The sequence below is a fragment of the Acidovorax sp. Root217 genome, from assembly GCF_001428645.1.
GTDB lineage: Bacteria > Pseudomonadota > Gammaproteobacteria > Burkholderiales > Burkholderiaceae_C > Acidovorax.
The window spans coordinates 69208-83787 of record NZ_LMIH01000027.1 but is presented as its reverse complement, the minus strand read 5'-3'; the positions used below and the strand labels follow the sequence as shown (position 1 = coordinate 83787).

Annotated in this window: 12 protein-coding genes; 3 read left to right on the top strand and 9 right to left on the bottom strand. The window is 65.2% G+C overall.

Annotated features, from left to right (window positions below; translation table 11 throughout):
* Positions 1–964, bottom strand: a 964-nt coding sequence (locus ASE31_RS32780) for a Clp protease N-terminal domain-containing protein (protein WP_235514741.1), incomplete at its 3' end; no start/stop codon positions are given.
* 57 nt (positions 965–1021) lie between these two features.
* Positions 1022–1306 carry an ATP-dependent Clp protease adapter ClpS gene (clpS, locus tag ASE31_RS23725; RefSeq protein WP_008904804.1) on the bottom strand — a complete coding sequence of 95 codons (285 nt, stop codon included), beginning with the start codon at positions 1304–1306 and terminating at the stop codon, positions 1022–1024.
* Here clpS and ASE31_RS32775 point away from each other — a divergent pair.
* Positions 1251–1463, top strand: a complete 213-nt coding sequence (locus tag ASE31_RS32775) for a hypothetical protein (protein WP_235514747.1) — start codon at positions 1251–1253, stop codon at positions 1461–1463. The genes clpS and ASE31_RS32775 overlap by 56 nt on opposite strands.
* A 158-nt stretch (positions 1464–1621) precedes the next feature.
* Here ASE31_RS32775 and dnaE read toward each other — a convergent pair whose 3' ends face one another.
* Positions 1622–5173 (bottom strand): DNA polymerase III subunit alpha, encoded by a 3552-nt coding sequence (dnaE, locus tag ASE31_RS23720; protein WP_057204322.1) that lies wholly within the window; start codon positions 5171–5173, stop codon positions 1622–1624.
* Positions 5174–5362: 189 nt separating this feature from the next.
* Between dnaE and ASE31_RS23715 the strand changes: the two genes are divergently transcribed.
* Positions 5363–6160: an outer membrane protein assembly factor BamD gene (locus tag ASE31_RS23715; protein ID WP_057204321.1), complete on the top strand. Its 798-nt coding sequence runs from the start codon at positions 5363–5365 to the stop codon at positions 6158–6160.
* A gap of 14 nt (positions 6161–6174) precedes the next feature.
* Here the strand turns inward: ASE31_RS23715 and ASE31_RS23710 are convergent, their stop codons facing one another.
* A complete protein-coding gene (locus tag ASE31_RS23710) occupies positions 6175–8214 on the bottom strand; it encodes an ATP-dependent DNA helicase (protein ID WP_057204319.1) in 2040 nt (679 codons plus the stop codon).
* A gap of 190 nt (positions 8215–8404) precedes the next feature.
* Here ASE31_RS23710 and ASE31_RS23705 point away from each other — a divergent pair, with 190 nt between their 5' ends.
* Positions 8405–9238, top strand: a complete 834-nt coding sequence (locus ASE31_RS23705; RefSeq protein WP_057204318.1) for a PP2C family serine/threonine-protein phosphatase — start codon at positions 8405–8407, stop codon at positions 9236–9238.
* Positions 9239–9349: 111 nt separating this feature from the next.
* Here the strand turns inward: ASE31_RS23705 and ASE31_RS23700 are convergent, their stop codons facing one another.
* The 5 genes from ASE31_RS23700 to odhB all read right to left on the bottom strand — a co-directional run bounded on the left by ASE31_RS23700 (position 9350) and on the right by odhB (position 14567).
* Entirely contained in the window at positions 9350–10042 is a 693-nt protein-coding gene (locus tag ASE31_RS23700) for a hypothetical protein (protein ID WP_057204316.1), read from the bottom strand.
* Entirely contained in the window at positions 10039–11136 is a 1098-nt protein-coding gene (gene zapE / locus ASE31_RS23695) for a cell division protein ZapE (protein ID WP_057204314.1), read from the bottom strand. Before zapE ends, ASE31_RS23700 begins: the two co-directional genes overlap by 4 nt.
* A gap of 93 nt (positions 11137–11229) precedes the next feature.
* Positions 11230–12657, bottom strand: coding sequence for a dihydrolipoyl dehydrogenase (gene lpdA, locus ASE31_RS23690; RefSeq protein ID WP_057204312.1), 1428 nt, complete (start codon positions 12655–12657; stop codon positions 11230–11232).
* Between the two features lie 22 nt (positions 12658–12679).
* A complete protein-coding gene (locus ASE31_RS31900; RefSeq protein ID WP_157412631.1) occupies positions 12680–13255 on the bottom strand; it encodes a hypothetical protein in 576 nt (191 codons plus the stop codon).
* A gap of 19 nt (positions 13256–13274) precedes the next feature.
* Positions 13275–14567: a 2-oxoglutarate dehydrogenase complex dihydrolipoyllysine-residue succinyltransferase gene (odhB, locus tag ASE31_RS23685; protein ID WP_057204311.1), complete on the bottom strand. Its 1293-nt coding sequence runs from the start codon at positions 14565–14567 to the stop codon at positions 13275–13277.
* Between the last annotated feature and the right edge of the window lie 13 nt (positions 14568–14580).

The window sequence follows — 14580 nt, the reverse complement described above, 5'->3', positions numbered from 1 at the left end:
GCTGGCCGCTGGAGAGCGCCGGCTTCAGGAGGTTGGATGCATCGAGCGTGCCGCCCGAGGCCGCACCCGCACCGATCAGGGTGTGGATCTCGTCGATGAACAAGATGGCGTTGGGCTTGTCCTTGAGCGACTTGAGCACGCCCTTCAGGCGCTGCTCGAAGTCACCGCGGTACTTGGTGCCCGCCAACAGCGCGCCCATGTCGAGCGAGTAGACCACGGCCTCGGCCAGGATCTCGGGCACGTCGTTCTGCGTGATACGCCAGGCCAGGCCCTCGGCGATGGCGGTCTTGCCCACGCCGGCTTCACCAACCAGCAGCGGGTTGTTCTTGCGGCGGCGGCACAGGATCTGGATGGTGCGCTCCACCTCGTAGTGGCGCCCGATCAGCGGATCGATCTTGCCTTCCTTGGCGGCCTGGTTCAGGTTCTGCGTGAACTGCTCCAGCGGCGAAGCCTTCTCGTTGCGCTCGGCGGCAGCGCCCTCTTCACCTTCGGCCTGGTTCTCGGCCTTGGCGGGTTCCGGCGGCTCGCCCTTCTTGATGCCGTGGGCAATGAAGTTGACCACGTCCAGCCGCGTCACGCCCTGCTGGTGCAGGTAGTACACGGCGTGCGAGTCCTTCTCGCCGAAGATGGCCACGAGCACGTTGGCGCCCGTGACTTCCTTCTTGCCGTTGCCGGTGGACTGCACGTGCATGATGGCGCGCTGGATCACCCGCTGGAAACCCAGCGTGGGCTGCGTGTCCACCTCGTCGGTGCCTGCCACCTGCGGCGTGTTGTCCTTGATGAAGTTCGACAGCGACGACCGCAGGTCATCGATGTTGGCCGAACAGGCGCGCAGCACTTCCGCTGCGCTGGGGTTATCGAGCAGTGCCAGCAGCAGATGCTCCACGGTGATGAACTCGTGGCGCTGCTGGCGGGCCTCAACAAAGGCCATGTGCAAGCTGACTTCCAGTTCTTGGGCAATCATGTGAACTCCTTTGTGCTTGCGTGGAATGGATAACTGTAGATCGGGATGAAAAACCTGTTATTCAACAGGTTCACTGACACATTGCAGCGGGTGCCCCGCTTTGAGGGCCGCATCCAGCACCTGCTCGACCTTGGTGGCGGCCACGTCGCGTGAATACACGCCGCACACGCCTTTGCCGTCGAGGTGGATCTTGAGCATGATCTGGGTCGCCTGCTCCCGGTCCTTGCTGAAAAACTCCTGCAGCACCACGATGACGAACTCCATGGGCGTGTAGTCGTCATTGAGCATGACCACCTGGTACATCTGGGGGGGCTGGGTCTTTTGCGTGCGTCTTTCCAGCACGACCGAACCGCCGTCATCCCGCGCAGGCCTGCTGACAGGCGGCGCGGCTTTGGGAGAAGGTGGTTTTGTTGCCATGAATTTCATTCTAGCGACCCGCGCGTACCGCTGCCGCAAGAGAAATCTGATGTTCATCCGTTTTTTTTCAAGGCTGGCCTGAGCAATATTCTTGCCAGGCCCTGTTCGCCCCTGCCTCCACCCCTGCCAAATGCCCTGCGGTGGCACAGGGCGTGGCGTGAAAAAGGCAGCGGTGCATGCCCTGCCAGGCACCGGTTGGATGTTGTTTCCTCGCGCATACCTTTGCCCTTTGCTGCACGATCACTCGTAGACCACCGTAGCAGACCCGGCCCCGACCTGGGCGCTCCAGGCGGCCAGTGCGGCATCGCTGGGGTAAAAGCGGCTGCTTTCGGAGAGCTGTACCTCGGCGACCGCCGAGGTACTGGCGGCCCCACCCACGCTGCCGGTGCAGCGCAGCCCCATGCGCACGCGCAGGCCGTGCAGCAGGTCGCCCTCGGGCGCCTCCTCCCGGCGGGGAGGAAATTCGCGCAGCAGTTTCTGCACCTCGGGCGCCTTGTCGCTCACAACGACGTGCAGGTATTTGCCAAAGCGCGCCCGCGCACCCGCCAGGTCCCACACCTGCTGCACCTTCACGCGCAGGCCGCCGCTGAAGCGGTCCAGCTGCAGGCGGCCCATCATCACCACGAACTCGTCCTCCTTGAGCTGGTTCTTGTAGGTGTTGATCAGCGCCTCGTCGGCCGAAGCCTCGATCACGGCCGATTTGTCGTCGAGCTTGAACAGCGCGAGCTTGCCGCGCTGGCCGTTGATGACGCGCAAATCGCTGATGATGCCGGCCAGGATCTGCGGCTCGCGGCTGTCCAGCAGCTCGTCGATCTGCGTGCGCACGAAGCGGCGCACCTCCGTGGCCACTTCGTCGAACAGGTGGCCCGACAGGTAGAAGCCCACCGCCGTCTTCTCCAGCGTCAGGCGCTCCTTGATGCCCCAGGGCGTCACGTCCACCAGCTCGGGCTCCTGCGTGCTCGATCCGTGGGCATCGTCGCCCATCATGTCGAACAGGCCGCCCTGGTTGATGTTGGACAGGCTGGCCGCGGCAAAGTCGAAGGCCCGGTCGATGGAGGCCAGCAGTGAGGCGCGGTTGAGGTTCAGCGAATCGAAGGCGCCGGCCTTGATCAGCGCTTCCACCGTGCGCTTGTTCATGCGCGCGCGGTCCACGCGCAGGCAGAAGTCGAACAGGCTCTTGAAGGGGCCCTTGGTGGAGCCGTTGGGCCCCTCGCCTCGCCCCTCGCGCGCCGCCACGATGGCTTCGATGGCCGCCTGCCCGCCGCCCTTGACCGCGCCCAGGCCGTAGCGGATGACCTTGTCCGTCACCGGCTCGAAGCGGTACATGCCGCGGTTCACGTCGGGCAGCTCGAAGGTGATGCCGAAGTTCTTGCGCGCGTCCTCGAACAGCACCTTGAGCTTGTCGGTGTCGTCCATTTCCACCGTCATGTTGGCGCAGAAGAACTCGGCCGTGTAGTGCACCTTGAGCCAGCCGGTGTGGTAGGCCAGCAGCGAGTAGGCGGCGGCGTGCGACTTGTTGAAGCCGTAGCCCGCGAACTTCTCCATCAGGTCGAACACCTCGTCGGCCTTGGCCTCGCTGATGTCCTGCTTGGCCGCGCCGGCGCGGAAGATCAGCCGGTGCTCGGCCATCTCCTCGGCCTTCTTCTTGCCCATGGCCCGGCGCAGCATGTCGGCACCGCCCAGGCTGTAGCCGCCCAGCACCTGGGCGGTCTGCATCACCTGCTCCTGGTAGACCATGATGCCGTAGGTCTCGGCCAGCACTTTTTCCACCAGCGGGTGCGGATACTCCACCACTTCCTTGCCGTGCTTGCGGTTCACGAAGCTGGGGATCAGGTCCATGGGGCCGGGGCGGTACAGGGCGTTCAGCGCGATCAGGTCTTCCAGCCGGCTCGGGCGCGCCTCGCGCAGCATGCCCTGCATGCCGCGGCTTTCAAACTGGAACACGGCTTCGGTCTTGCCGTCGGAGAACAGGGTGTAGGTGGGCCCGTCGTCGAGCGGGATGGCTTCGAAGGTGAAGTTCTCCTGGCCCTTGTGGCGCTTCATGATGAATTCGCGCGCGATCTCCAGAATGGTCAGCGTGGCCAGGCCCAAGAAGTCGAACTTCACCAGGCCGATGGCCTCCACGTCGTCCTTGTCGTACTGGCTCACGGCCGATTCGCTGCCGGGCTGCTGGTACAGCGGGCAGAAGTCGGTGAGCTTGCCCGGGGCGATCAGCACGCCCCCGGCATGCATGCCGATGTTGCGCGTCATGCCTTCGAGCTTTTGCGCCATCTCGATGACGGTCCGGACGTCCTCTTCCTTGGCCACGCGCTCGGCCAGCAGGGGTTCGAGCTCCAGCGCGTAGTTGTTCTTGTCGCCCTCTTTCTTGACGGCGGGCGGGTACTGCAGCGTGTAGGACATGCCGGGCTTGCCCGGCACGAGCTTGGAGATGCCGTCGCAGAACATGTAGCTCATGTCCATCACGCGGCCCACGTCGCGGATGGCGGCCTTGGCCGCCAGCGTTCCGAAGGTGGCGATCTGGCTCACGGCGTTCTTGCCGTACTTGTCCTTCACGTAGTCGATCACCCGGTCGCGGTTGGACTGGCAAAAATCGATGTCGAAGTCGGGCATGGACACCCGCTCGGGGTTCAAAAAGCGTTCGAACAGCAGGTTGTACTCGAGCGGATCGAGGTCGGTGATCTTGAGCGCATAGGCCACCAGCGAGCCGGCGCCCGACCCCCGACCCGGCCCCACCGGGCAGCCGTTTTCCTTGGCCCATTTGATGAAGTCGCCCACGATCAGGAAGTAGCCCGGAAAGCCCATCTTGAGGATGGTGCCGATCTCGAATTCGAGCCGTTCCACATAGCGCGGGCGCTGCGCATCGCGGTCGGCCTCCTTCTTGAAGAGCATCTTCAGGCGCTCCTCCAGCCCCTCGAACGAGGCAAAGCGGAAGAACTCGTCGATCGGCATTCCGTTGGGCGTGGGAAAGTCCGGCAGCTGCGGCTTGCCCAGCACCAGCGTCAGGTTGCAGCGCTGGGCGATCTCCACGGTGTTGGCGATGGCCGAGGGAATGTCGGCGAAGAGCTCCTCCATCTGGGCCGAGGACTTGAAATACTGCTCGCGCGTAAAGCGGCGCACCCGGCGCGGGTTGGCCAGGATCTCGCCCTCTGCGATGCACACGCGCGCCTCGTGGGCCTCGTAGCCTTCGGCATCGGCGAACTGCACCGGGTGGGTGGCCACCACCGGCAGGTGCAGGCGCGCAGCCAGCTGGGCCGCTGCAACTACGTGGGCCTCGTCGTCGGGGCGGCCGGCGCGCTGCAGCTCCATGTAGAAGCGGTGCGGAAAAAGGCCCGCCAGGCGCAGCGCCAGGTCGGCGGCGCCCGCGTCATCGCCCTTGAGCAGGGCCTGCCCCACGGGGCCAGCCTGGGCGCCCGAGAGCACGATCAGCCCCTCGGACAGCTCCTGCAGCCACTCCCAGGTGCAGACGGCCAGGTTCTTGACGATGTTGCGCGTCCAGGCGCGGGCCAGCAGTTCCGACAGGCTCAGGTAGCCCTGGCGGTTCTGCACCAGCACGATCATGCGCGACGGCGTGGCCGTGCCCTCCCCCTCCAGGAAGATCTCGGCGCCCAGCAGGGGCTTGACGCCCTTGCCCCGGGCTTCCTTGTAGAACTTGATGGCGCCGAAAAGGTTGTTGAGATCGGTGATGGCCAGGGCGGGCTGGCCATCGACGGCGGCGGCCTTAGCCACCTCATCGATGCGGTTGGTACCGTCGACGACGGAATATTCGGTGTGCAGGCGCAAGTGGACAAACATGGGCTCCATTGTAGAAAGCCCACTGCATCCCGTAACCGAAACGTTTGCGACAGGGGGATTCAGGAGCCGGATGCCGCCGGTACAATGCGCCGTCAGGTGTACGCTGGGGTGCACGCCTGCGGGGACCCCTTCCTCGCCGCCAGCCCCTGGAACATCCCGTTTCCTCTTTTTGCCTGAAAGCTGCTTGCGATGCTTCGTGCCCCACTGCCGTTTATCTCCGCCCTGCTGGCTGCAGGTGTCCTCGCCGGGTGCTCGACCACCACCGAAGACAAGACCGCCAACTGGAGCCCGAACCGCATCTACTCCGAAGCCAAGGATGAAATGAACTCCGGCGGCTACGACAAGGCCGTGCCCCTGTTCGAAAAGCTCGAAGGCCGTGCCGCCGGCACGCCGCTGGCCCAGCAAGCCCAGCTGGACAAGGCCTATGCCCACTTCAAGGCCGGTGAAAAGGCCCAGGCCGTGGCCACGCTGGACCGCTTCATGAAGCTGCACCCCGCCAGCCCTGCGCTCGATTACGCCCTGTACCTGAAGGGCCTGGTCAACTTCAACGACAACCTGGGCCTGTTCTCGTGGCTGTCGCGCCAGGACCTGTCCGAGCGTGACCAGAAGGCGGCCAAGGATTCGTTCGAGTCCTTCAGCGAGCTGACCACGCGCTTCCCCGATTCGCGCTACGCCCAGGATGCGCGCCAGCGCATGACCTACATCGTCAATTCGCTGGCCCAGTACGAAGTGCACGTGGCACGCTACTACTACCAGCGCGGCGCCTACGTGGCCGCCATCAGCCGCGCCCAGGTGGCCGTGGCCGACTACCAGGGCGTACCCGCCGTGGAAGAAGCGCTGTACATCCTGATGCAGTCCTACGATGCCCTGGGCATGGACCAACTGCGCGACGACACCCGCCGCGTGATGGATGCCTCGTACCCGAAGAGCGAGTACGTGCGCGCCGGACTCAAGGGCAAGACGGATCCTTGGTGGAAGTTCTGGTAAGCGCCTGAACCTGTTCAGAACGGGTCTGAACTGGCTGCCAGCAGATCATCCAGCGCGGCGTCGAAATCCTCGGGGGTTTCCAGGCGCCGCATGGGTGGCAGGGTGCGCAGCAGCCGCTTGCCATAGCCCATGGTGGCTAGGCGCGTATCGCCGACCACGAGCACACCCCGGTCCGATTCGCGCCGTATCAGCCGACCCGCCCCCTGCTTGAGCGCTACCGCCGCCTCGGGCACCGAAACCTGCTGGAACGAGCTACCCCCTGCCTCCTCGATGCGCTGGCTGCGCGCCTCCACCAGCGGATCGCCGGGCGGCGGAAACGGCAGCTTGTCGATGATGACCAGCTGCAGCGCATCGCCCGGCACATCGAACCCCTCCCAGAACGTGGCCGACGCCACCAGGATGCAGCCCGGTGCGCCGTGCCCGCTGCCTTCGCGAAAGCGCTCCATCAGGCGGCGCTTGGGCCATTCGCCCTGCACCAGCACCGACAACGATTGGCCGTCGCCAAACCGGCGGTGCAAGGCATCGCCAATGGTGGCCAGGGCCTTGAGCGTGGTGGTCAGCACCAGGGTGCGCCCGCCAATGCGCGCGGCAGCATCGCCGGCCAGGCGCGCAATGGCGGCGCTGTGGGCCGGGTCGGCCGGCTTGGGCAGGTGGCGCGGCACGTACAGCGCGGCCTGCGTGGCGTAGTCGAACGGGCTGTCCACCCGCAGAATTTCGGCGCCTTCCAGGCCGCAGCGCTCGACGAACCAGGTCAGCCCCTCATCCGTCCCCAGCGTGGCCGAGGTGAAGATCCAGGCACGGGGGCGCTCGCCTTCGGGGTCGGGCCACTCGTCGTCGCGTGCGCTGTGCGTGGGCTGCGTGAGCAGCCGGGTGCGCATGGCGTGCGATATGTCCAGCGGCGATTCGACCAGGCGCACCTGGGTGCTCCCGAGGTCGATCCAGCGCACCGCGTCCTGGCCGCAGGGCCCGACGAACCGGGCCAGGCGGGCCAGCAGTTCGGTGCTGCGTTCGTACAGCCGCTCCAGGTCCGGGGCGGTCTCGCTCAGTTGATCGAGCGCCTCCTGGGCCTGGGCGCAGGCGGTCGACAGCCGGCGCAGCGCGGCGTCCCAGGCCGGTACGTCAGCGCCCTCGGGTGCGGCCTCTGTCCAGCCGCGCTTGCCCTGGGCGCTGGCACTGCCGCCGGCCAGCCGCAGCTCGCCCACCGCCTGCTCCACCCGGCCAGCCAGGGCCAGCCAGTCGGCCAGGCCCCGCGCGTGGTGAAGGCCTGCGCCCAGCAGGTCGCGCGCAAAGTCGAGCAATTGGCCCGAGGACAGCTGCAGGCCCAGGAACTGCACGCCGGTCTCGCTGATCTGGTGGGCCTCGTCGAAGACCACCACGCGCACAGTGGGCAGCAGTTCGGCCACGCCCGATTCGCGCACGGCCATGTCGGCAAAGAACAGGTGGTGGTTGATGACCACGATATCGGCCGCCAGGGCCTCGCGCCGGGCAATGTTCACATGGCATTCCCGCGCGCGCGGGCAACTCGCACCCAGGCAGTTCTCGCGCGTGGAGGTCACCAGCGGGATGACGGGCGAGCGCTCGTCCAGGCCCGTCAGTTCGGCCAGGTCGCCACTGCGCGTGCTGCGCGACCAGTCTTCGACCTTGGCCAGCACACGCACCACATTACGATCTGTTACCGCGCTGTCCTGGCGGGCCTGCACCATGCGGTGCAGGCACAGGTAGCTGGCCCGGCCCTTGAGCAGGGCGGCCCGCACCGGCACGCCCAGCACCTCGGCCAGTAGAGGCAGGTCGCGCGCGAACAGCTGATCCTGCAGCGCCTTGGTGGCCGTGGAGAGCAACACGCGCTCGCCACTGAGCAGGGCGGGAACCAGGTAGGAGAAGGTCTTGCCCACACCCGTACCCGCCTCCACCACCAGCATGCCGCCCTCTTCCATGGTGCGGGCCACGGCGGCGGCCATGCGGGTCTGGCCTTCGCGCGGGCGAAACTGGGCATCGGCCCGTGCCAGCAGGCCGCCGGGCGCAAACACCTCCTGCACCACCTCGGCCAACGGCATCAGGCGGGCTCCCGGGTTTGTAGCAAGCGCTCCATGCGCAGCGCGATCGGTGGCCGCAGGGGCGAGGGGTGGGTGGATTTCAAAGGAGGCGCACGGCAGTCATGGCAAAAATGCCACAGGCGGGCGGATAATACGCGCTCCAGAGCACCCAAACGACAGCCAGGCCCGTCGGCACACCACAATCACCAGCATGACCAAAGCGTTTCGCCTCATCGCCTCCACCGGCATCCACAAGGGTGACCGCGAGTACCAGCAAGACCAGGTGGCCCTGATCTCGCATGAACGGCACAACGGCTGTGTCCTGGGTGTCGTGGCCGACGGCATGGGGGGCCGCAGCGGCGGCCGCAAGGCCTCCGACCAGGTCATGATGACGGCCCGCCAGCTGTTCGAGCGCTATTCGCCCGAGACCGACGACCCGGCCGCCATGCTCAAGAGCATGGTGGAAGAGGCGCACATCGTCATTCGCCTCACGGCCATCTCGGCCGAGCAGGAGCCGCACAGCACCATCGCCGCCTTCCTGATCAACCCACGCGGCGACTGCCACTGGGTGCATGCCGGCGACTCGCGCATCTACCACTTCCAGGGCGGGCGCCTGACGCACCGCACCAGCGACCACTCCTACGTGCAGGCCCTGGTGGACCGGGGCGAGCTGACCGAGGCCGAGGCCAACAACCACCCACACTCCAACATCTTGGTGGGCTGCCTGGGCACCGAGAGCGACCCGCCCATCACCACGCACATGATTGCCCAGCTGCACCCGGGCGACACGCTCATGGCCTGCAGCGATGGCGTGTGGCACTATTTCTCGCCCACCGAGCTGGCCTCGGTGGTCGAATCGCTGTCGCCGCGCGAAGCCACGGAGTTCCTGATCGAAAAGGCCCGCACGCGGGCCCGTGGGGGCGGTGACAACCTGTCGCTGGTCATCGTGAAGATTGAGGCCCTGGTCGAAGAGAAGAAGACCGTGCAGGGCATGGGCATGGGCACCCATCCCTCCGTTCCAGCAGGCGCCACCAGCAAGGCCTGATACGGATTTGCTAACTTCGTTGGTCCGCCTTGCCGTGCTACAGCACTGTCTGCGGCTTCCCGCCTGGTTATACAGTTGAATGCAAATCCGTAGGAGACGGCCCCCTGCGCTTCAGGGCGCAGGCACAGGCAGTGGCGCGGCCGGCTTGCGGCCTGAGGCGGCAGCGGCGGCCTGGTCGCGGGCCAGGCGGGCGCGGCGCGCTTCTGCGGCCCTCAACTCCTCGGCATGGCGCTCGCGGGCACGGCCCGCACGCTGGGCGGCTTCGGCAGCGCGATGGGTCTGCTCGGCCTCGCGCTGCTCGATGTTCTGCGCGCGCGGGGTGGGTACCACGGGGGTCTTGGGTGTGCGCGGCGTGCGCGGGGCCTGCACGTGCGGCTGGCCACGCACGCCGATCCCCACCTCCGGGGGTTCACCCGGCGGCCCGGGCTGGGCACTCTGCTTTTCCGCGATGCTGCGCCGCCGCTCGGCGGCTTTCTCCTTGCGCTCGGCATCGTTGATCTGCATCTCGCGCGAGCGCAGGCCGGCTTCCGCCTCGCGGGCCCGGTTGCGTTCCACGCGCAGGCAGTCTTCCACCGCAAACAGCTTGTAGCACTCGGTCTCAGCCGCCAGGCGCCGGGCGGCAACGGCCTTGCGCTCCTGCGCGATGTGCGCGCGTTCGGTAGCCCGGTGGGCATGGGCCGCCTTGCGCTCGGGCGACTCGGGCTCGGCTGCCGCCTGGGCCAGGGCATGCGAGGCCATGCCCATCTGCGCCAGCAGGCACAGCGCCGGGATGATGATGAACTGCCGCATTGTCCTGGTCTTCATGTCAAGCCTGTATCCACCATGCGGCGCTCGAGCGCCAGAAATTCCTTGGACTGCATCTCGTTCAGGCGCGATACGGTGCGCGGGAACTCGTGTGCCAGGGGGCCTTCCGTGTACAACGCTTCGGGCGGCACGGCGGCCGACATGATGAGCTTCACGCGCCGGTCATACAGCACGTCCACCAGCCAGGTGAAGCGCCGCGCGGGCGAGGCCATGGCGACCGGCAGGTAGGGCACGTCGGACAGCAGCACCGTGTGGAACTGCGTGGCGATCTCCAGGTAGTCGTTCTGCGAACGCGGCCCGCCGCACAGTTCACGGAAGTCGAACCATACCACCCCGCCGGCCTTGCGCTTGGCGCGGATCTCGCGTGCCTCGATGTGCAGCACCGGGTCTTCGTCGTGCACCTCGGCCAGCTGGTTGAAGGCCTCGTTCATCTGCGCATCGGCTTCCGGCCCCAGGGGCATGTGGTAGAGCTTGACCTGTTCCATGGTGCGGCGGCGGTAGTCGGTGCCGTTGTCCACATTGACCACCTCCAGGCGCTCGTTGAGCAGCGCGATGGCAGGCAGGATGCGGTCGCGGTGCAGGCCGCCCGGGTACAGGTCGTCAGGCTTGAAGTTGGAGGTGGTGACAAAGCCCACGCCGTTCTCGAACAGCGACGCCAGCAGACGGTGCAGGATCATCGCGTCGGTGATGTCGGCCACGTGGAATTCATCGAAGCAGATCAGCTTGTAGCGCTTGGAGATGCGCTCGCCCAGCACATCGAGCGGGTTCTGCGTGCCCTGCAGGGCCGCCAGCTCGCGGTGCACCTCGCGCATGAATTCGTGAAAATGCAGGCGCACCTTGCGCTTCAAGGGCACGGCGTCGAAGAAGCATTCCATCAGAAAGCTCTTGCCGCGCCCCACCCCGCCGTACATGTAGACGCCGCGCGGGATGTCCGGGCGGTTGATGAGCTTCTTGAAGGCGTTGGAGCGGCGCTCCTTGTAGGTGGCCCACTCGTCGGCGCAGCGCTGCAGCGCATCCACGGCGCGCAGCTGTGCAGGGTCGCTCTGGAAGCCCTTGGCCTCGAGTTCGGCCAGGTAGGTCTGTTTGACAGTCACGGTGCGCTCGCCCTGGTGCTAGGAATGAATAAGGCATAAAGCGCCGCCGCCCTTCACAGGGCGACGGCGCCATCTATCTCCCGTGGGAGGAGATCAGAAGTTCAACGTGCGCTTGTCCACGGCCAGAGCTGCTTCCTTGGTGGCTTCGCTCAGGCTGGGGTGGGCGTGGCAGATGCGCGCGATGTCTTCGCTGCTGGCCTTGAACTCCATGGCCACGACGGCCTCGGAGATCAGCTCGCTGGCCTGCGGGCCCACAATGTGCACGCCCAGGATTTCATCGGTGTCGGCATCGGCCAGCATCTTCACCATGCCGGTGGTGTCGCCCAGTGCGCGTGCGCGGCCGTTGGCCAGGAACGGGAAGCTGCCGGCCTTGTACTTGACGCCGTCGGCCTTGAGCTGCTGCTCGGTGCGGCCCACCCAGGCGATCTCGGGGCTGGTGTAGATGACCCAGGGCACGGTGTTGAAGTTAACGTGGCCGTGCTGGCCGGCGATGCGCTCGGCCACGGCAACGCCTTCTTCCTCGGCCTTGTGCGCCAGCATCGGGCCGCGCACCACGTCGCCCACCGCCCACACGCCAGGCAGGTTGGTCTTGCAGTCGGCATCGACCACGATGGCGCCGCGCTCGTCCAGGGCCAGGCCCACGGCTTCGGTGTTCAGGCCGATGGTGTTGGGCACGCGGCCGATGGAGACGATGAGCCTGTCCACTTCCAGCGCCTGGGATTCGCCCTTGGCGTTGGTGTAGGCGATGCTCACGCCCTTCTTACCGGTCTTGATCTCGCCGACCTTCACGCCCAGCTCGATCTTCAGGCCCTGCTTGTCGAAGGCCTTCTTGGCTTCCTTGGCGATCTGCTCGTCCACCGCGCCCAGGAAGGTGGGCAGGCCTTCGAGGATGGTGACTTCGGCACCCAGGCGGCGCCACACCGAGCCCATTTCCAGGCCGATCACGCCCGAGCCGATGAGGCCCAGCTTTTTGGGCACGGCGCCCACGCGCAGCGCGCCGTCGTTGGACAGCACGAATTCTTCGTCGAACGGCGTGCCAGGCAGCGCACGGGCGTTGGAGCCCGTGGCAATGATGATCTGCTTGCCCGTGATCGACTCTTCGGCGGCACCGGCCACCTTGATCTCGTAGCCACCTTCGGCGGCCTTCACGAACGAGCCGCGGCCGTGGAAGAAGCTGACCTTGTTCTTCTTGAATAGGTACAGGATGCCGTCGTTGTTCTGCTTCACGACGGTGTCCTTGCGGGCCAGCATCTTGGCCACGTCCATCTTCACGCCGGTGGCCGTGATGCCGTGCTCGGCAAAGTGCTTGTTGGCGTGCTCGAAATGCTCGGACGATTGCAGCAGCGCCTTGGAGGGGATGCAGCCCACGTTGGTGCAGGTTCCGCCCGGTGCGGGGCCGCCCTTGTCGTTCTTCCACTCGTCGATGCAGGCCACGTTGAAGCCCAGCTGGGCAGCGCGGATGGCGGCGATGTAGCCGCCGGGGCCGCCACCGATGACGATCACGTCGAATTGTTTGCTCATATATATTTCCTTCTAAATCAGGTCAGGCGCTCGAATCGCCAGCATTTAAACGCCTATTTATATGCAGTCTCGCGACTTTTAATAGTTGGTGTCCATTTGGGCACTTCAATCTATTGAAGTTCCAACTCGGGAGTCCCTTGTCATCGCGCGGAATCAAGCTACCAGTCGAGTATTTCTTTCTGCATTCCATGCAGACAACATCGGATTCCCCGGCCCTTACCAACTCATCAGCAACATAGATGAATCGACCCCAAATTGATGGAACGGACACAGGATCAAATTTTGTCTCATCGAAATCGCTCACCCATTTGAAAATTGCGCCCTCATCGTCCCCTTGTAGAACTGGGATGAGTAGGAGTTTTTTTTCAAGAATTGCAGCTAGATCATCCCGTTTGAAAAGAAATTTTCCCAAAAAGATTTCACCACCACTTGCAGGCTGCTGATAACTTACAAAATTACCGCACTTCACACCATTTAGTGCCTTTGCGTTTTCTTGCGCGAGTTCAATTTTCCTGGTTTGAATTAAATTTTGAAAATACTCCCGATCAATGGCAGGTTTTTCAGCAATCCGAAAAATACGCCTTAAGAAAGGGAGCATAAAAATCGCCTTGATCGTGTTAGATATCGAACAGCAGGCGCGATGGGTCTTCCAGCGCTTCCTTCATCGCCACCAGGCCCAGCACGGCTTCGCGGCCGTCGATGATGCGGTGGTCATAGGACATGGCCAGGTAGTTCATCGGGCGGATCACGATCTGGCCGTTCTCCACCACGGCGCGGTCCTTCGTGGCGTGCACGCCCAGGATGGCCGACTGCGGCGGGTTGATGATGGGCGTGGACAGCATGGAGCCGAAGGTGCCGCCGTTGCTGATGGAGAACGTACCACCGGTCATCTCTTCGATGCCCAGCTTGCCGTCCTTGGCCTTCTGGCCGTACTCGGCGATCTTCTTCTCGATCTCGGCAAAGCTCATCTGGTCCGCATTGCGCAGGATGGGCACCACCAGGCCACGGGGTGAACCCACGGCGATACCGATGTCGAAGTAGCCGTGGTAGACGATGTCGTTGCCATCGACCGAGGCGTTGAGCACGGGGTACTTCTTCAGGGCATGCACGGCCGCCTTCACGAAGAAGCTCATGAAGCCGATCTTCACGCCGTGTTCCTTGGTGAACGCGTCCTGGAACTTCTTGCGCATGTCCATCACCGGCGCCATGTTCACTTCGTTGAACGTGGTCAGGATGGCGTTGGTCGATTGCGACTGCAGCAGGCGCTCGGCCACGCGGGCACGCAAGCGGCTCATGGGAACGCGCTGCTCGGGGCGGCCGCTCAGGTCTTCCTTGCCAGCCGGTGCCGACACCTGGGGCAGTGCCTTGGTCGGCACGCCCGTGGGGATGGCACTGGGGGCTGCCACGGCGGCCTTGGCCGCACCGCCAGCACCACCGGCCACCGCGCCGAGCACGTCGCCCTTGGTCACGCGGCCATCCTTGCCCGAACCGGCCACATCCGATGCGGACAGGTTGTTCTCGGCCAGCAGCTTGGCAGCCGCAGGCATGGCCACGTCGCCCTTGGAACCACCGGCAGCCGCTGGTGCGGCAGCAGGGGCCGATGCGGTCGCAGCGGCAGGTGCTGCTGCGGCAGCGGCAGCGGCCGCAGGCGCAGCTGCGCCGGCCTTGCCTTCGGTGTCGATCTTGGCGATGAGCTGCTCGGCCACCACGGTGGCGCCGTCGCCCTGCACAATTTCAACCAGCACGCCAGCCGAGGGGGCGGGCACTTCGAGCACGACCTTGTCGGTTTCGATCTCGATCAGGATCTCGTCCACTGCGACCGCTTCACCGGCCTTCTTCTTCCAGGTGAGCATGGTGGCTTCTGCCACGGACTCGGACAGCTGGGGGACTTTGACTTCTACGATAGCCATATCAATTCTTTCG